The organism is Pseudoalteromonas sp. MMG006 (assembly GCF_018101025.1).
In the GTDB taxonomy this organism is placed as follows: Bacteria; Pseudomonadota; Gammaproteobacteria; order Enterobacterales; family Alteromonadaceae; genus Pseudoalteromonas.
In genome coordinates this window covers 40,440-59,824 of record NZ_JAGJEJ010000004.1, presented here as the reverse complement: position 1 = coordinate 59,824, position 19,385 = coordinate 40,440, and the positions used below count along the sequence as shown (strand labels likewise).

Genomic DNA, 19,385 nt, shown 5'->3' with positions numbered 1-19,385 from the left:
CATGCCGGTTATTACTCCAATCTGCAATTAAACTAAACCAGTTTGAAGGATTGAATTTATCGCTAATTGCGTTAAAAACGCCATAAAATTCTTATATTTTGGCTCATACATGAAAAACCAGCCCGAAAGCTGGTTGACACGAAAAAATGACTCAATATAGCGTTAATTTAATTATTAACTCATTTGAGCCTTATATTTAATACGGTAGCTATGCAGTAATGGCTCAGTGTAACCACTTGGTTGTTTAGCTCCCTCTATAACTAAAGCTAAAGCCGCTTGATATGCAATGCTATTTTTAAGTGATAGCTCGTTGCTTGCCATAGGTTTATAAGCGCTGTCGTGCTCGTTTTGGCCATCAACTACTTTTGCCATTTTTGCCATTGTTGACTCTATTTGAACTTGCGTACATACCCCATGGTGTAACCAATTAGCCATGTGTTGGCTTGAAATGCGAAGCGTAGCTCTGTCTTCCATTAAACCTATATGGTTTATATCGGGCACTTTGGAGCAGCCAATTCCTTGGTCTATCCAACGTACAACATAACCTAAAATACCTTGTGCATTGTTTTCAAGCTCACTTTGAATATCTTCTTTTGAAAGCGCTGTAACGTCATCCATTAATGGTGGCGTAAGCAAATCATTTAGGCTTGCTTGTGCACGTGTCGCTATGTTTTGTTGCACGTTAAATACGTTTACATCATGGTAATGCATTGCATGTAAGGTCGCTGCAGTAGGGGAGGGCACCCATGCGGTATTGGCACCAGATTGCGGATGCGCAAGTTTTTGCTCCATCATTAGTGCCATTTTATCTGGCATTGGCCACATCCCTTTACCTATTTGTGCCTTGTGACTTAAGCCACAAGCAAGGCCAATATCTATGTTACGGTCTTCGTATGCTTGGATCCATGGCTGCTTTTTAATCTCTGCTTTTGGTAATACGACTCCTGCATGCATTGAGGTATGAATTTCGTCTCCGGTTCTATCTAAAAAGCCGGTGTTAATAAATACAACACGCTCTTTAGCTCTATGTATACAGGCTTTTAAATTTGCAGAGGTACGGCGCTCTTCATCCATAATGCCCATTTTAAGTGTATTTTTAGGTAAAGCTAGTGCCTCTTCTACGTGGCTAAACAATGTGTTGGTAAAGGCAACTTCGTCGGGGCCATGCATTTTTGGCTTTACAATATTTATACTTTGAGCGCTTGAGTTTTTCATGCCTGTTTTTTTGTTTAAGTCGTGCAGGGCTGCTGTGGCTGTAAACATTGCATCCATAATGCCTTCAAATACAGGCTGGCCATAAATATCAGAAATAGCCGGATTAGTCATTAAATGGCCTACATTGCGGACAAACATCATGCTACGGCCTTTTAAGGTAACTGTGCCACCATCAAGAGCTGTGTATGTTTTATCGCTTTGTAAGGTACGCTCTACTGTTTTATCTCCTTTTTTAAATGACTCAGTTAAGTTACCTTGCATAAGGCCTAACCAATTTTTATAAACTTGTACTTTATCCTCGGCATCAACGGCGGCTACAGAGTCTTCGCAATCCATTATGGTGGTAAGGGCGGCCTCGAGTACGACATCTTTTAAGCCGGCTTTATCGGCTTGGCCAATAGGGTGGTGATGGTCTATTTGTAGCTCTAAATGTAGGCCATTATTTTTTAATAAAATAACGCTTGGATTTTGCGCTTCACCCTTAAAACCAATAAGTTGTGAAGGGTTAGCAAGCGTTGTTTGCGAGCTGTCGCGAAGCGTTATAACTAGGCTACCATTAACTACTGAGTAATTAGTGCTTTCAATGTGCGAGCCATTACTTAACGGTATTGCTTTATCTAAAAACTGGCGCGCGTAAGCCATTACTTTAAAGCCACGCACTGGGTTATATGAGCTGCCTTTTTCGGCTCCATCGTCTTCACTTAGCACGTCTGTGCCGTAAAGAGCGTCGTATAACGAGCCCCAACGAGCATTTGCTGCGTTAAGCGCAAAGCGTGCATTACTAACAGGCACAACTAATTGTGGGCCAGCTGTAAGTGCGACCTCAGGCTCAACATTTTGAGTCTGAATACTAAAATTTTCAGGCTCTTTTACCAAGTAACCTATATCTTGTAAAAAAGAGTGATATGCAGCGCTGTCCCACGATTTATTTTTTAAGTGGTAGTCGTCTATTTGCTGCTGTAATTGCTCTCTTTTTTCAAGTAGTGCACGGTTTGTTGGCGTCAGTGTTTGCACTATGTTTGCAAAGCTTTTCCAAAATTGTTGCTCTGATAAATGAGTACCTGGAAGTAGCTTTGTTTTAACAAAGTCAGCTAGCTGTGTGTCTACGCTTAGCCCTGAGTGTGTGAGAGTGTGAGTCATAATTACCTTCCTTAAACGGTGCCGTGTGTTGTTTTTATAAGTGTGTGTTAAACAAACAATACCGCATAAACACAGTGTTGAGTGCTTTTTGCTCATTCATAAAATATATAGCCGCAATAACAACTATAAATTTACTAAATCTAAAAAATGAGCCTAATGTTGAATTAAGCAAACGGAGCACACACTCCTAGCCACTCTCACAACATTAAAATAATTTATAGACCCGTTCGAAGGATTTTATTATGACAACGTACACACACGAAACAGACACTCTAGCGACCCTTTGCCAATCCCAAGGTAATGCGTGGAAAGCAATTAACCCAGAGTATGCAAGCCGCATGCGTTTACAAAACCGCTTTCGTACTGGGATTGAAATTGCACAATACACAGCAGACGTAATGCGTGAAGATATGGCTGCATACGATAAAGATACAAGCCAATACACACAGTCTTTAGGATGTTGGCATGGTTTTACTGCGCAGCAGATGATGATGGCTATTAAGCGTCATCAAAAAACAACTAAACGCAGTTACGTATACTTAAGTGGTTGGATGGTTGCAGCGCTTCGCTCTGCATTTGGCCCATTACCCGATCAAAGCATGCACGAAAAAACATCGGTACCTGCATTAATTGAAGAAATTTATACGTTTTTAAAGCAAGCTGATGCACGTGAACTAGACCATTTGTTTAACGATTTAGATGAAGCAAAAGCAAATGGTGGTGATGTACAAGCTGTGCTTGATAAAATCGATAACTTTGAAACCCATGTAGTGCCAATTATTGCCGATATTGACGCAGGCTTTGGTAACGAAGAAGCAACCTACTTACTTGCTAAAAAAATGATTGAAGCCGGCGCGTGTGCCATTCAGATTGAAAACCAAGTGTCTGACGCTAAACAATGTGGCCACCAAGCGGGTAAAGTAACCGTACCGCATGAAGACTTTTTAGCAAAAATTAATGCAGTACGTTACGCATTTTTAGAACTAGGGATTGATAACGGTATTATTGTGGCACGTACCGACTCGTTAGGTGCAAGCCTTACACAAAAAGTGCCGGTATCTCAAACGCCTGGAGATTTAGCTAGCCAATACAACGCCTTTTTAGAAACTACACCTATTAATGGGGTAGATGACTTAAATGAAGGTGATACCGCAATGAAAATCAACGGTGAGCTTTGTAAACCAACTCGCCTTGAAAATGGTCTATACCAGTTCCGCGAAGGCACTGAAAAAGACCGCGTAGTACTTGATTGTATTACCAGCTTACAGTCGGGCGCTGATTTACTGTGGATTGAAACAGAAAAACCACATGTTAAACAAATTGCAGAACTGGTAAACCGTGTTAAAGAGCAAGTACCTGATGCTAAGCTTGTATACAATAACTCGCCTTCATTTAACTGGACGCTTAAGTTCCGCGAGCAAGTGTACCAAGAATGGCAAGAAGCTGGCCGTGATTTAAGTGCTTACCCAAGCCTAGGTGACAACAAAGGCTTAATGGCGCCAGAAATGGATGACACTGAGCTTGCTCAAGCAGCTGATTTACTGGTACAAAACTTCCAGCGCGATGGTGCACGTGAAGCCGGTATTTTCCATCACTTAATTACATTACCTACTTATCATACAGCTGCACTAAGCACTGATATTTTATCTGAAGGTTACTTTGGTGACATGGGGATGCTTGCTTATGTACGTGATGTACAGCGCCAAGAAATTCGCCGAGAGCAGGCGTCAGTTAAGCATCAGGATCTTGCTGGTTCTAACATTGGCGATACGCACAAAGAGTACTTCTCAGGTGATAACGCACTTAAAGCAGGTGGTGAAGATAACACCATGAACCAATTTTAAATTCCTAACTAGATAGTGTTACTCAAGGGCCGGTTGGCCCTTTTTTATTATTGTAAATAAAGTTAGGTCATTGAAGGCATAGTTACAAATCATACTTTAACTAACCAAATTATTTTGGATCACAATTTAACTACCTGAGCAAACTTACAGATCAGACTTTAACTAACACGGTGTAAAACACATTTTTAATGCTAATTTTTACCGTAAAGGGCCTTTGTTGGGCATTAAAAGGCCGATAAGTTACTGATTTTAGATTTATAGGAAGATTTGATGCGTTTTATAAACCGATTTTTTACTAACTTCTTTTAACTATAAAACAAAATTTTACTAACTGAGAGGTTATAAACAGTGGCTCAAACCGATTTTTTACTAACTCAAACTAGTTAAAATAGTATAAACCGAAATTTTACTAACTGAAGTTTTGGCTAAGTCCGATATTTATCTGCCATAAAACTGTAAAGGGGGTTTACAGTTTTAATGCTACAGCAGTAAATATAAAAGCCACTTATTTAAAGTGGCTTTTATTTGAGCTATAGATTTATTATTTTAAAATTAGGTTATTTAGTGTGCTTATCAAACCACCATTGAATATACGCAACTTTGGTCATTAAGTTAGATGGGCGTGTAGTAATTCCGTGAGATGCATTAGGAATACGCACCATTGCTGTATCAACACCCTGTAGTTTTAACGCTTGATAAAACTGCTCAGTTTCTGATATTGGTGTACGGTAGTCAGATTCTCCAGTAAGCAACATGGTTGGTGTGGTTACATTACCTACGTAGCTTATTGGTGAGCGCTTCATGTAGTGCTCAATATGATCCCATGGCTTACCTGGAAACCAGTAATCAGCAAAAAATGGATAAAAGTCAGCAGTTAGTACAAAGCTGATCCAATTAATAACAGGTTTAGCAACCACTGCAGCTGCAAAGCGGTCAGTGTGGCCTACAATCCATGCTGTTAGTACACCACCGCCAGAGCCACCGGTTACAAATAATTTAGACTCATCAATAAAGCCTTTTGCTATTACTGCATCAACGCCAGTCATTAAATCATCAAAATCGTTGCTAGGGTAATTATGGTGTATGGTTTGAGCAAACTCTTTACCGTATGAGTCACTCCCGCGAGGGTTCATGTATAAAACTACATTTCCTTTTGCAGCAAATAACTGTATTTCAGCACTAAAATGAGGGCCATAATTAGCGACAGGGCCTCCATGTATCTCTAGTATTAGTGGGTATTTTTTATTACTATCAAACTCAGGCGGGTACGCAATCCAGCCCTGAATAGGCAGCTCATCGTGGCTTGATTTAACCCAGATTTCTTCAACTTTGGCTAATTGTTTGGTGTCGAGTGCATCCGCATTTAAGTTTGTTAAGCGCTCAGCTTTGCCGCGCTTAACTTTAGCTACATCTGCCGGGCGTTGGGTGTCTGCAAGGGTAAAAGCAATATCACCATCTTCACTAATATCAAAATCCCCTCCTGAATAAGGACGACCAAACGCAACGCTGCCTATTTGCTCGGTGAGCACTTTACGTTTACCGCTACGAGGCTGATAGGCAAGGGCTGTTTGACCTTCATCGGCATAGCTAAAGTAAACCCCTTTTGAGTTAGCACTCCATTTAATTTGGCTCACGCTTCTATCAAAGTTAGGAGTTAAACTTTTTGTATCACCCGTTTTTAAATCACGAATATAAAGCTGGGTATTTTCGTAATTAGTGCGCTTGTCATCATACCCTGTATATGCTAAATAACGACCATCAGGCGATACTTTAGGCTGCTCGTCAGGGCCATTTCTATCAGTGATTGGCTCAATTGCTAAAGTGCTTAAATTAAGTTTATACACTTCGCTATTGGTTGGTTTAAGTAAGTTTTGCTCGTGTCTGTTTGCTGAAAAATAAAGAGATTTACCGTCTTTACTAAAACTAACATTGCTAGCGTTATCAAATTCATCATTTGTGAGCTGCTGTGCATTCCCACCGTTTGCATCTATGGCAAAAAGCTGGCTGAATCCTTTTTGCGTATAACCGCCACCATCTGCTCGATAGTAAACATCGTCAATAAACTTAGCAGGTTCTGCCCACGTTGCACCTTTCGGCTTTCCCGGTAAGCTTACTGGCGCCGAAGAGTTGCTTGGAACAAACATGCTAAAAATAAGCTGGCTTGAATCTGGGCTCCATGAAATAGTACGAGGGGAGCTTGTTAAGTTACTAATTTTTGCTATTGCACCGGTTTTTAGCCACTTTATATAAATTTGGCTACTGCCATCGCGGGTAGATATAAAAGCAAGGCGCTGACCATCTGGAGAAAGCACTGGTGAGTAATCCATGTGCACGCCAGAAGTTAATGGCTGCATTTGCTTTGTTTTATAATCAACAGACCAAATATTACCTACTTTACGGTCGGTTTTTATATCCATGCGATTACGCACAAAATAAACCGTTTTACCGTCTTCGGTTATATCTATTTGATTGGCGTATTCTAAATTAAATACGTCTTGTAATTGCAGTGTGTTTTCCTCAGCGTAGGCTAAATTACTGCATCCTAAAACGAGGCTACCAAAACTAAGCGCTAAAAACTTTTTCATTTGTGATCCCTGTTGTGGTTTTTATGATTCTAAATGTATTTATATGTTAGCTGCTTAGGGATTAAAAGGGAGATGCGGTGAAGCTCATGTAAAACTCTATGAGTCAAAGCTGTAAAGGGGGTTTACAGCTTCAATTAAAGGTAATTTAAAGACTTAGTCAGCTGATTCGCACAGTGATTTAATATCTTTAATAAGTGCTATGCCGTCTGAGTTGTCGCCATGTACACATAAGCTATGTGCGTTGAGCGTAAGTTTTTTTCCTGAGCGAGTTGTTACGCTACCATCAGATAAAAGCTGAGTTACTTGCTCTAGTAATGCTGTTTTATTGTGAACGCTACCTTCAAGCGTTCGTGAAACTAAATGTCCGTCATCGGTGTACTGCCTATCGGCGAAGGCTTCAAGTATTAGTTCTACGTTTTGCTCTTTTGCTTTTTTAATATGCTCGTGAGCACTACCTGTGGCTAAAATCATTAATTTTAATTTGCTAGGGTAGTTGGCAATAGCATGTATAACCGTGTGCAATATTTGCTCATCAGCCATCATGTCGTTATAGAGTGCGCCATGGGGTTTAACGTAACTAAGCGTTAAACCATGCACTTTTGCCATCCCCTCAAGAGCCGCTATTTGATAATGCAGGCAATTAGTAAGTTCTACTTCGCTAAGGTTCATTGAGCGCCTACCAAAACCCTGTAAATCAGGGTAGCTAGGGTGAGCACCAATTTGTACCTTATGCTGCTTAGCAAGTTTAAGAGTTTTAGCTATTACATCAGCGTCACCTGCATGAAACCCACAGGCAATGTTAGCCATATTAATATGCGGCATTACATCATCGTCTAGCCCCATGTTCCATGAACCAAAACTTTCGCCTAAATCGCAATTTAGTTTCATGTTAGTGCGCCTTTTGCGGTTTGATTGTGATAGGTAAAACGCCATTTGCTTGCTCTTTACCAAGTAATACTTTTGCTAACGCTGTAAAAGCGGGGCCAGAAACTCTCTCGTTTTTATCTATATCAATATTGTACGCGTATGATGCAAGCACTGCCTGAGCATATTCACCATATGTAGCAATATCGTACGGCGCCCTTAAACTAATAAACACGGTACTTTTATTACTTTGCTGAGCTATTTCTAATAATGACTCAAGCGCTTGAGGTTGTTGTGCAGTACTAAGAGCAAAATTAGGATCATCTTTTAAATCGTCTATTCCGCCAATCTCTACTGCACTTTGATTAGGTGTGGCATTTGCAGCAATAATTACATCAGCCGAATTTATTTGCTTGCTAGCTTGTTCGGGATCAAACCCTTGTAAGCTACTACAGGTATAAGTTAATACTTTCTCGTTGATAGCTTCAAGTGCTTGCTGCATCGCCATACATTTACGTGTGTCGGGCATAATAATATGCACACGCTGCGTATTTTTTAGTTTTAGTGGCAAGGTGCTATCTGTATTTTTTACTAGTGTAATAGCCGCCACTGCAAGCTCTGCTTCTACTGTACGGTGAGCTTTGCTGCCAATAATCTGCTTTGCATTAATAAGCGCGGTAATAGGATCAAAATTAGTGCTTAGCTTAAATTTACTTTTTAAAGTGGTAATACGCTTCGCAGATTGTGCTATTTCGTGCTCATCGAGTTGTTTTGATTTTACAGCGGCTACCAGCTCTTTAATTAGAAAGTCTAGCTTGTTTAAATCATCGGGAGTTCTTATTTCTATAGGCATAAGTGCTATATCAACACCTGCCGCAAAGGTGTTAATAACCGCTTGAGTTGGCGTAAAAAAGTGGCTAATACCCGCCATATCAAGCGCATCTGTAACCACGACCCCTTGATAGTTAAGCTCATCTCGCAAAATATCAGTAATAATAGTACGTGACATAGTGGCGGGTTTAATCATGGTTTTACCATCAATACTTACAAAGGTACTGCTATCGAGTTGCGGGTATTGAATATGTGCAGTCATTATCATACCAGGGTTTTGCTTGGCGATAATATGTTTAAACGGCGCTAGATCTTGCTCGTAAATAACCTCTTTTGAATGGTTTACTTGGGGTAGCCCTGTATGGCTATCGACACTTGTATCACCATGTCCAGGAAAATGCTTTAAAGAAGTAATAACGCCGTTACTTTCAAAGCCAGCAACTTGAGCTGCACCTAATTTGCCAACCAGTGTCGAGTTTTCACCAAAGGATCGAACATTTATTACAGGGTTGTCAGGATTCATATTCACATCAACTGTAGGCGCGTAATTAACATTAACTCCTAATGATGCAAGTTCTTTTGCTATGACTGTTGCCGTTTTAGTTGCGTATTCAATACCGTGCTTTTTGTAGGTTGCGCCAATCGACATATTACCTGTAAAGGAGGTCGCTACATCGCGAGGTAAACGTGCTACGCGTCCGCCCTCCTGATCTATTGAAATAAATAGCGGCAACTTACTGCTTGATTTGCTTGCTGCAGTTTGTAGCTGCGTATTAAGCGTAATCGTTTGCTCAATTGATTGTGTATTTTCAGAAAATAAAATAACACCACCAATATTGTGTTTTGTTACTACATTAGCAAGCTCGCTTGGCAAGCTAGTCATTGGGGTACGGCATTGTTTACTTGATCCTTGCTCACAGTAGTAGCGAAAGTCGAGTATTAACTTTTGGCCAAGTTGCTGTTCAAGAGAAAGTGCTGATTTAGCAAAAGAAGATTGTAATGGCATTAAGCACCCAGATAAAAAAACAAGAGACGATACAACATACTTATTTAGCAAAATATTCTCCAAAGCTAAATAAAATTAGATAAGTACACGCAGCTTATCTACTTTTACGCGCAACTGCAAAGCGCGTATTGATAACGATTTTTAGTAAAGTATAGATAGTATAATTAATGGCTTAATATTCAGCTAAGAGTTATAATTGACGGCTTTTTTACACTTTAAAGTGTTATTAATAACGAGTTGTGGAAGCGTTTTGATTAAAAAATTATTACCTGCTTTAAATTTAAGGTTTCTTATATTATTGCTCGCATTTTCTGCTGCAATGAGCACACTAGTGGGAAGTTTTTACTCTACTTATCAGGTTCAAAAAGAGCAGCTGACCAAATTTACGCTTAGAAGTAACCTAGCTTATGCACAAAAGCTAGCGTCCGCAACTGACAATTTTTTAGAGTCGGCTCTTCAGCAACTGGCTTATTCAGCTAACGTTATTGAACATCAAACAGATGACCTGCAGTTACTAAATAGCGAAGTAACCCGGTTAAACCTTCAAACAAAGAGTTTTAATTCTGTTGTGGCTAACGTTAATGGAATTCTTGCTGCTACTTCTCCACACTTTGCTACTATAATTGGCCAACCAATAAATACGCCAGGTGCAATTGAGGCCACTAATAAGAAACGTCCGTTAATTAGTAAGCCGTATATGTCGGCAGCTGGCAACTTAATTGTTTTTATATCGCATCCACTATTTGATTTAGAGGGCAATTATTTAGGCTATATTGGCGGCTCTCTTTATTTAAAAGAAAAAAATATTTTAAATGCCCTTTTAGAGCAGCATTATCACGAAGGGGGCTCTTATTTATATGTGGTCAGCTCAAATAAATATATTTTGTATCACCCGGATGCACACCGTATAGGTTCTTTAGTTACTGATAATGCAGTTGTAGATGCTGCGTTAAGTGGCAAAAAAGGCGCGTCGCAAGTACTTAATAGTAAAAATAAAACCATGTTAGCAGGCTATGCACCTGTTGCGTCCTCTGGTTGGGGCATAGTGGCACAAAGACCTCTAAAACTAACGCTTTCATCACTAGATGTATTAACTATTGAAGTAGTTAAGCAAACGATCCCTATGGCGTTAATTACATTTATACTCATAGGCTTATTTGCGCACTTTATTGCAAGGCCATTAAAGCGCTTAGCCGACAATGCTGACACCCTTGACGATCCTCAAAGCTTAGAAAAACTAAAAGCGGTTAAGTCTTGGTACTTTGAAAGTCATAGATTAAAAATGGCGATGCTAAAGGGGGTTAATATATTACAAATGCAAATAGGGCAGCTTCGCCATGATGCGCAAACAGATCCTCTAACTAACACTCATAATCGAAGAAGCCTAAATGGTTTATTAAACCAGCTTATGTTTAAACAAACACCCTTTGCTATTTTAGAAATAGATATCGATTTTTTTAAACGCGTAAACGATACCTTTGGCCATGATAAAGGTGATGAAGCGCTTGTTTACTTAACAGACATCATTAAAAAGCTCTCAAGAAAAGACGATATTGTAGCCCGTATTGGCGGGGAAGAATTTGTGCTAGTGCTACCTAACGAGGAGGACAGTAAAAGTGCTTATACAATTGCGGAGCGCTTACGCACCACTGTCGAGTCTTCAAAAATAGATACTATTGGCTACATTACTATTTCGATAGGTATAGCAACTTGGCCAGATCACAGTAACGATATTGACCAAGTTTATAAGTGTGCCGATAAAGCACTTTATTATGCTAAAAACCATGGCCGCAATAGATGTGTAATAGCTGGTTCACTCTAGCTATTCCAACTTTTGAATGTAATTACAGATACTTACTTATTTTTGTGCATTAAAAGTTGATATTATCTCTGTTAGCTAATCACTCGTTATTTAATTAGTTATAAATGCTTGACAAAATATTCGAACTCTATATAGTGGGCCGCAGCTAGAAAGAAAGCATGTAATTTATAAATCTCCATTTCGTTGTTGTATAAGTAATACTTGTAGTACCGTCCTGAAGTTTTTAAGTACCATCTCATTTTTTGCTACACCCGCTCATATGAGCATATTTTTTTATTTTATATCAGGATATTACAATGTCTAACATCGTATCAGGTACAGTTAAGTGGTTCAACGAGTCTAAAGGTTTTGGTTTCATCGAGCAAGAAAATGGCCCAGACGTTTTCGCACATTTCTCAGCAATCAAAAGCGAAGGTTTCAAAACTTTAGCTGAAGGCCAACGTGTAGAGTTCACTCTTTCACAAGGTCAAAAAGGTCCTCAAGCTGATAACATCACAGCTGTATAATTTTACTTTTTAAGTAAAATGAAAAAAAGCGCTTAAGGCGCTTTTTTTGTGTCTGAAATTTGACTCAACCTAAGCTGCGCCTATTATTAATGTAAGTTCATCAGTAGGTATCGTTATCATTAAGTCCTTCCTCACACTCGTTTTTATATTTATCAGCCATTATGTACAGGCTGAAGATTTCAAGCTCACGATCTACACTGAGCACTTTTCACCATACAATTTTGAAAGCAAAGCGGGTCAGCTTGTTGGCATAAATCTCGATATTGTAAAAGATGTATGCTTTGCGTCAGACATTATCTGTGAATTTAAAATACTTCCTTGGAAACGTGCTTACAGCCTAGTCCAAAAAGAAAAGCATTCAGGTATTATTTCTATCGCTAAAACGTCCCAAAGAACGCCTATTTTTAATTGGGTAGGGCCTTTGGCATCCAGTGAAACATTTTTTTATAAACTTAAAAAAAATACTCAGTTAAAAATGAACAGCTTAAATGAAGCTAAGCAGTTTTCACTTGCTATTGTAAGAGGGGATATTTACGAATCGATAGTCAAAAAAGTAGGGTTTGAAGCAGGTAAAAACCTTTTGTCTATAGGTGATGAAAAGCAATATATGCACTTGTTTTTAAATAGTAAAATAGACTTAATTTTAGGCTCAGAGTACACAATTGGTTATCAGCTTTCGCCTTTTGGGTATAGTGAGGACGATGTCGTTAGACTGCAGGAATTGCCAATACCTGAAATAGCAGGCAACTACATTGCGTTTAATAAATCAGTACCCAATTACATTGTAGCGCGTTTTAATAGTGAGTATGAAAAACTTAAAAGGAAGGATAACTTTTCAGCTTATAAAAAGCGATATAAGCGCTGATGTTAGTGACTATAAGGGAGAGCTTTATTCTTTTTTACTTCTAAGAATGCTGCTTGAAGGGCTTCAATTAGTTGAATATCTGTTTTTTTATTAGCCGCCAAGTAGGCATCAATCGTCAACTCATCAATTTTATAAACGAATTTTAAGTGCCCAGGTTCTAGCTTTAAATAGTCACTCATTTGCTGCATGTATAAAGGATCATCAACAATTAATTCTACTTTTTTTGCCAATAATAAAGAGTATGATTTTTGTATATCTGATGTAAGTACTACTTTAAAACCAAGTTTAGTTAAAGTTTGTGTAGAAAAGTCATTTCGTTGCATCGCAATTTTGTATTTTTTTGCCTCCTCTGTGCTGTTGATTTCAATATCATTACGTGACGATAAACTAATAAATCCTAGCTCAAAGCGTCCTACAGGCCCTATCCAATAAAATAAATCTTCGCGTTTCTCAGTGCGTGCTAAGCTGTAAATAAACGTGTTTTTAAGCTCTTTAGCGACTTTATATGCTCTTGCCCAAGGGTACATTTGTATATTAGGTTTTAGCTTGGCTTGGGCGAAAATATCCCTTATAAACTGCGTGCCTTCACCCACTACTTCACCATTAACTAGTTCTTGATTAGGTGGAGCAAGCTCTGTTACCACCAAGTAGTCATCTTGCGCTACGGCGGCTAGGCAATAGGTAAGGCATAAAAGGTAAATAAAGGGTTTCACAAGGTATATTCATTATTTGGTTTATAAGCATAAATTAAGTGTGGCTTAAAATATAAAAAATACAAAAGTAAAATTGGCATAAATTTCTTTAATAACAAAAATTAAGCTAAAAGTTAGGCATTTTATTGATGGTAATTTGCTTATGCCAATCTGCAATAATACTTAATCACTATGCGGGGCTAAGCGTGTTGCTACCTGCGTTAAAATATCTTCATTTACGACCGCATAAATGCAGAAAGTAGAGCAATGCAGGAGCAATTGCCGAGAACAATTAAATAGCGAATTTTTTGTCTAGTTATCAACACGTTTTTCCACCCTCAAAAATAGAGTTCAATTAAGCGAATGTGTATTAGGTAAGATAACCTAAGGTTTGAAGATATTCTCATGGCATGCAAAGCTACATACAGCGCTAAGAGTTTTAATAACCAGAACTCTGGTTAAATAGAATGAGTTACTATGTTTGTAATAATAGCGGCTTAAAGGGTATATAAAGACTTATGAAGAGTTTGCTTGTGTGAAGGTGAGTAAACAGAAGGAAGGTTAATTATTAAAGCCCTAAAACGATAAAAGGGCCTTGCGGCCCTTGGTGAAGTATCGTTCAAGTCAGATAGTACTTTAACCCCTTAAAGGACTATCTTCTTGTTTTGCAACACCTGAGTTCATCTCAATAAGTTTCTAAGCTAGCGAGAGGAAAAACCCAGCAATTGCTGCACTCATAAGGTTAGCCATAGATCCTGCTAACACTGCTCTGAGCCCTAAGCGTGCGATATCCTTCCGCCTGCTAGGCGCCATACCGCCTAACCCACCTAGTAAAATGGCTATCGATGATAAGTTAGCAAATCCACACAATGCAAAAGTAACAATTGCTTGCGTGTGAGCGCTTAACGTATCGCGATAATTTATAAAGTCTAAGTAAGCAACAAACTCGTTTACTACTATCTTTTGACCAATAAAGCTGCCGGCTATAATTGCTTCATCCCACGGTACACCGAGTAACCATGCAACAGGAGCAAATAAATAGCCTAATATTTCTTGAAGCGTCAATGTTGGGTAATCGAACCACCCGCCAACGCCGCCTAATAAACCGTTTAGTAGAGCAATTAACGCCACGAAGGCAAGTAGCATTGCACCTACGTTAAGTGCTAAATGCATGCCGTTTGCGGCGCCTGATGCAGCTGCATCAATTACATTAACTGGTTTATCATCATCACTTAAATCTAAATCTGCTAAGTTATCTTTAGGAGTTTCTGTTTCTGGCACAATCATTTTTGCCATTAAAAAACCACCCGGCGCGGCCATAAAGCTTGCCGCAATAAGATACTTAAGGTCTACACCAATAATTACGTAACCGGCCATAACAGAGCCTGCTACAGTGGCTAAACCACCTACCATTACTGCAAACAATTCAGACTTAGTCATTGTTGCTATAAATGGCTTAACTATTAGCGGTGCTTCAGTTTGGCCCACAAAAATATTGGCCGTTGCTGAAAGCGATTCTGTACGCGAGGTTTTCAAAAGCTTTTGTAAACCACCGCCTAAAATTCTAATTATCCAATCCATAATGCCAAGGTGATATAAAACAGCGACAAGCGCTGAGAAAAACACAATAACCGGCAATACTTGAATTGCGAATATAAAACCTAGCGTATCTTGCGACGCTAGAGGGCCAAATAAAAACCCAATACCGTCATTTGCATAACCAATAACCGATGAAACGGCTGCCGACATGCTTGTTAATACATTTTTTCCTGCTTCAAAAAACAGAACAAAACCGCCAATAACGACTTGCATAGCAAACGCTATGCCAACGGTTCTTAAACTAATTGCTTTGCGGTTAGTTGAAGCCGCAAAAGCAATACTTAGCAGCACAACCATGCCCACTAAGCTCATTAATGTTGTCATACCCATGTTTCCCGTTATTATTCTTGTAGTAAATACTTGATTTTACTTTTAATAATATCAATCGCAACACGGTTCATACCGCCTCGAGTCACAACTAAATCAGCGTTATGCTTAGAAGGCTCAATAAATTGATAAAACATCGGTCTAACAGTTGCTTGATATTGCTCAACAACAGATTGTAATGTTCTGCCTCTTTGCTCCATATCACGTTGCATACGTCGCATTAAGCAAATATCTAAAGGTGTATCAATAAACACCTTAATATCAAATTCTTTATTAAGCGCTTTATCGCTCAGTAATAAAATACCTTCTACTATTAAGATTTTAGCAGCCGGTACACGTCGCGTTTTATCGCTACGGGTATGCTGTGCATAATCATAAGTTGGTACTTCTACAGAGTTTCCACTACGAAGTTGTGTTAAATGCTCAAGCATTAGTTCATGTTCAAATGCATCAGGATGATCGTAGTTAGTTTGCGTACGATGAGCCATAGGCAAATGAGACTGATCCTTGTAATAAGCATCTTCTTCGATAATGGCGATAGCACCAGGTTCAAGCTCGTTAACCAGTTCGTTGTATATAGTTTGGCTAAATAGAGATTTGCCAGACGCAGATGCGCCAGCTATGGCTATAATTGTAGTTCGTGTCACTAAAGTTCTCACCCACACAGAAGGATATATTGTTGGTAGATCACAATAGCAAAAAAGACACGATTAATCTCTTTTGCTTCGCTCAAGAACGCAAATTTATAATGTTTAGGTTTTATGAAACAGGACTTTTGTCCTGTACGAAAAATTCGATCAGCGGATAAAGTAACCACCTAGAAGCAAAGTGAGGTCAAAATGGCAAGAGCAATTATCTTAATGGCGGATAGCCTAGGAATCGGTGCAGCACCAGATGCAGACAAATTTGGTGATCTTGGCGCTAATACATTCGCTCACTTACTTAAAGCATATTATGACGAAACGGGCAGTGCACTATCGCTACCTAATTTATCTAAATTAGGTTTAGTAGATGCATGTGAAGCTGCCGGTGGGGAAACGTGTTTAGTATCAGATCGTCAAACACCGCAAGGTGCTTGGGGTTATGCTAAAGAACTTTCGAGCGGTAAAGATACACCATCAGGTCATTGGGAAATGGCGGGTGTACCTGTGTTATTTGATTGGGGTTATTTCCCTAAAACACAGCCGAGCTTCCCACAAGAATTTATAGACGAGTTTATTGCTCGCACTGGTATTCCTGGCATTTTAGGCAATTGCCATGCATCAGGAACCACCATATTAGAGCAGCTAGGTGAAGAGCACGTAAAAACAGGTAAGCCAATCTGTTACACCTCAGCTGATAGCGTGTTTCAAATAGCCGCGCATGAAGAGTCATTCGGCCTAGATAAGCTTTATCAAGTTTGCGAAATCGCACGGGCGCTACTTGATGAAATGAATATAGGACGAGTGATTGCGCGGCCATTTTTGGGTTCAAATAGTCAAGATTTTGCTCGTACAGGTAATCGTCGTGACTATTCGGTACTTCCGCCAGCGCCAACGTTGTTAGATGTATTAGCAAAAGATGGCGGCGAAGTAATTAGTATTGGTAAAATTTCAGATATTTATGCGCATCAGGGCATAACTCAAAAGCACAAAGCACCAGGGCTTATGAACTTGCTTGAAAAAACCAGTGAAGTTATTTCAAGCGCACCAGATCGCAGCTTAGTTTTTACTAACCTTGTAGATTTTGATGAAAAATTTGGTCATCGCCGTAACCCAGTAGGTTATGCAAAAGCATTAAAAGAATTTGATGACTATTTACCAACTATACTTAAACAGTTAAATGCAGATGATGTACTAATGATCACTGCCGATCACGGATGTGACCCAACCTTTCCAGGTTCAGAGCACACTCGTGAATACGTACCTGTAATAGCTTATAAGCCAGGTATGAATAACACACCATTAGGTGAACGCAACAGCTTTGCAGATATAGGCCAAACCCTAGCACAGTGGTTTAACCTTTCTGAGCTTGAATACGGTGACAGCTTTTTAGATAAGCTAACTACACCAAATAAAAAGGAAAACAATTAATGAGTACTCCGCATATCAGTGCAAACGTTGGTGATTTCGCCGAAACAGTATTAATGCCTGGCGATCCGCTACGTGCGCAATATATTGCTGAAAACTTTTTAGATGATGCAGTACAGGTTACAGGTGTTCGTAACATGTACGGTTTTACTGGCACTTATAAAGGTAAACCAGTAAGCATTATGGGTTCTGGCATGGGCATTCCATCAATGTCTATTTATGCACGCGAACTAATTGTAAGCTTTGGCGTTAAAAACATTATACGTATTGGTACATGTGGCGGTATTGGTACCGACATTAAAATCCGCGACGTAATTTTTGCACAAGGTGCAAGCACAGATTCAAATGTAAATCGTGCACGTGTACGTGGTTACGATTTTTCTGCTATTGCTAATTTTGATCTACTTTTAAACGGCGTAAATGCTGCGAAAGAGTTAGGTATTAAAGCAAAAGTAGGTAACGTATTTACTACCGACACCTTCTATCAAGCAGACGACACATTCTACAAAGACCTAGATAAGTTGGGTATGTTAGCTGTAGATATGGAAACAGCCGGCTTATACGGCGTTGCTGCAGAGTATGGTGCAAACGCAATGGCACTATTTACCGTAAGTGACCACGTGATCACTGGCGAAGCAACACCAGCCGACGAACGTCAAAGCACGTTTAACGAAATGGTTAAAATTGCATTAGAGTCTATCTAATTAACTAAATAATCTGAACTTTGGTTAAGAGATTTATTATCCAGAGTTCAGGTTAAATATAACAGTTCCTTGGTAACGTATTCACTAAGTTTTGGAGACACGCCCAAAGTGAAGTGAGACTAAAACCTCCAAAGCCGCATTTTATGCGGCTTTTTTTATGCCTAAATAAAGAGTTAATCTTTATTAAAGTGCTAGGGTTTGCGCATGTTTAGAGCGAAGCCTCTTCAAATTAATCCCTCTCTTAAAGCTTTTAAATATAACGGTGCGTTATGTAAGTTTATCTCACTTAATGATAGTGTTTTAATTACAACCATTCTTTAGGTCGGCAGTGATATTGTTCAGCTTTGGAGTTAAATATGTCTAATTGGGTAGAAGCAACAGTAAAAGATATAAAATGGTGGAGCGAAACACTTTTTAGTTTAACGCTTAACGCAGATATAGCGCCATTTAAGGCGGGGCAATTTACCAAGCTTTCAATAATAGATGGCGAAAAACGTATTGCTCGCGCTTACTCATTTGTAAATGCCCCAGAAAACCCCAATCTAGAGTTCTATTTAATTAACGTTATTGATGGTTTGCTTTCGCCGCATTTAGCAAAATTGCAACCCGGCGACACTGTACTTATAGAACAACGTGCTACAGGCTTTTTTACCCTTGACGAAATCCCGCAAAGCGATCAGCTTTGGATGCTCGGAACGGGCACTGCAATAGGGCCATTTTTATCTATATTGCAGCAACCCGATGTATGGCAAAAATACAAAAGCATTAATATAGTGCATGGCGTACGTTTTAATAACGATTTAAGCTATCAAGCACTTATTAATGAGATTTTAAGAGTGTACCCAGAGCAACTTAACTATATTCCTGTAGTGAGTAGAGAAGAGCCGTTACAAGGCCTTAGCGGTCGCGTTACTAGCGCTATTGAAAACAATAGACTGTTTGAACATGCAAACTTACAGCCTACACCTAACAACGCCCAGTTTATGATTTGCGGAAATCCACAAATGGTAAAAGATACAACAAACTTATTACTTGAAAAAAACTTTACCCGAAATCGCCGCAAAAATCCCGGTAACATCACTGTAGAGCAGTATTGGTAAGCTTCAGCTATGGTATTAGCTACCCGATAACGTTAAAATTTGCTATGTTGCAACCTTATACCAATTTTATCAAAATATGAGCATTCTATCGCATTAAATAACTCACTAACTGCGTTAAAAATTATTCATATAGAACAGCTATATGTCACAATTTTCGCGTTGTTATTGTGCTATTTTCTTGACGCTATAATAGATCACTTATTTAATGCAATTGGT

The 19,385-nt window shown here is 39.2% G+C and carries 14 protein-coding genes; 7 read left to right on the top strand and 7 right to left on the bottom strand.

Features of this window, described 5'->3' with window-relative positions:
* Positions 1-174 precede the first annotated feature (174 nt).
* Positions 175-2,355 (bottom strand): malate synthase G, encoded by a 2,181-nt coding sequence (locus tag J8L73_RS05985; RefSeq protein ID WP_211015415.1) that lies wholly within the window; start codon positions 2,353-2,355, stop codon positions 175-177.
* Between the two features lie 242 nt (positions 2,356-2,597).
* On the opposite strand from J8L73_RS05985, the gene J8L73_RS05980 reads away from it, so the two are divergent.
* Complete coding sequence (locus J8L73_RS05980) at positions 2,598-4,199, top strand: isocitrate lyase (protein WP_058550440.1); 1,602 nt, start codon at positions 2,598-2,600, stop codon at positions 4,197-4,199.
* 557 nt (positions 4,200-4,756) lie between these two features.
* On the opposite strand, the gene J8L73_RS05975 is transcribed toward J8L73_RS05980, so the two are convergent.
* From J8L73_RS05975 to J8L73_RS05965, 3 genes are all read right to left on the bottom strand, one after another.
* Positions 4,757-6,784, bottom strand: a complete 2,028-nt coding sequence (locus J8L73_RS05975) for a S9 family peptidase (RefSeq protein ID WP_211015413.1) — start codon at positions 6,782-6,784, stop codon at positions 4,757-4,759.
* 153 nt (positions 6,785-6,937) lie between these two features.
* On the bottom strand, positions 6,938-7,672 hold the full coding sequence (locus J8L73_RS05970) for a 5-oxoprolinase subunit PxpA (RefSeq protein ID WP_211015411.1): 735 nt from the start codon (positions 7,670-7,672) through the stop codon (positions 6,938-6,940).
* Position 7,673: 1 nt separating this feature from the next.
* On the bottom strand, positions 7,674-9,485 hold the full coding sequence (locus J8L73_RS05965) for a glycoside hydrolase family 3 protein (protein ID WP_211015409.1): 1,812 nt from the start codon (positions 9,483-9,485) through the stop codon (positions 7,674-7,676).
* A 319-nt stretch (positions 9,486-9,804) separates the two neighbouring features.
* Here J8L73_RS05965 and J8L73_RS05960 point away from each other — a divergent pair, with 319 nt between their 5' ends.
* The 3 genes from J8L73_RS05960 to J8L73_RS05950 all read left to right on the top strand — a co-directional run bounded on the left by J8L73_RS05960 (position 9,805) and on the right by J8L73_RS05950 (position 12,678).
* Positions 9,805-11,307 carry a sensor domain-containing diguanylate cyclase gene (locus J8L73_RS05960; protein ID WP_211015408.1) on the top strand — a complete coding sequence of 501 codons (1,503 nt, stop codon included), beginning with the start codon at positions 9,805-9,807 and terminating at the stop codon, positions 11,305-11,307.
* A gap of 296 nt (positions 11,308-11,603) precedes the next feature.
* Positions 11,604-11,813 carry a cold-shock protein gene (locus J8L73_RS05955; RefSeq protein ID WP_002959120.1) on the top strand — a complete coding sequence of 70 codons (210 nt, stop codon included), beginning with the start codon at positions 11,604-11,606 and terminating at the stop codon, positions 11,811-11,813.
* Between the two features lie 82 nt (positions 11,814-11,895).
* The gene (locus J8L73_RS05950) at positions 11,896-12,678 is read left to right on the top strand and encodes a transporter substrate-binding domain-containing protein (protein ID WP_348771967.1); all 783 of its coding nucleotides are present in this window, start codon (positions 11,896-11,898) and stop codon (positions 12,676-12,678) included.
* A 2-nt stretch (positions 12,679-12,680) separates the two neighbouring features.
* On the opposite strand, the gene J8L73_RS05945 is transcribed toward J8L73_RS05950, so the two are convergent.
* The 3 genes from J8L73_RS05945 to udk form a co-directional block, all read right to left on the bottom strand.
* Positions 12,681-13,391 carry a transporter substrate-binding domain-containing protein gene (locus J8L73_RS05945; RefSeq protein ID WP_211015405.1) on the bottom strand — a complete coding sequence of 237 codons (711 nt, stop codon included), beginning with the start codon at positions 13,389-13,391 and terminating at the stop codon, positions 12,681-12,683.
* 675 nt (positions 13,392-14,066) lie between these two features.
* Positions 14,067-15,293: a NupC/NupG family nucleoside CNT transporter gene (locus J8L73_RS05940; RefSeq protein ID WP_211015403.1), complete on the bottom strand. Its 1,227-nt coding sequence runs from the start codon at positions 15,291-15,293 to the stop codon at positions 14,067-14,069.
* 17 nt (positions 15,294-15,310) lie between these two features.
* Positions 15,311-15,943 (bottom strand): uridine kinase, encoded by a 633-nt coding sequence (udk, locus tag J8L73_RS05935; protein WP_058550446.1) that lies wholly within the window; start codon positions 15,941-15,943, stop codon positions 15,311-15,313.
* Positions 15,944-16,135: 192 nt separating this feature from the next.
* Here udk and J8L73_RS05930 point away from each other — a divergent pair, with 192 nt between their 5' ends.
* From J8L73_RS05930 to J8L73_RS05920, 3 genes are all read left to right on the top strand, one after another.
* The gene (locus J8L73_RS05930) at positions 16,136-17,368 is read left to right on the top strand and encodes a phosphopentomutase (protein WP_211015402.1); all 1,233 of its coding nucleotides are present in this window, start codon (positions 16,136-16,138) and stop codon (positions 17,366-17,368) included.
* Positions 17,368-18,069 (top strand): purine-nucleoside phosphorylase, encoded by a 702-nt coding sequence (deoD, locus tag J8L73_RS05925; protein ID WP_211001058.1) that lies wholly within the window; start codon positions 17,368-17,370, stop codon positions 18,067-18,069. The genes J8L73_RS05930 and deoD overlap by 1 nt, the downstream gene beginning before the upstream one ends.
* A 356-nt stretch (positions 18,070-18,425) precedes the next feature.
* On the top strand, positions 18,426-19,169 hold the full coding sequence (locus J8L73_RS05920; RefSeq protein ID WP_211015400.1) for a ferredoxin--NADP reductase: 744 nt from the start codon (positions 18,426-18,428) through the stop codon (positions 19,167-19,169).
* Positions 19,170-19,385 lie beyond the last annotated feature (216 nt).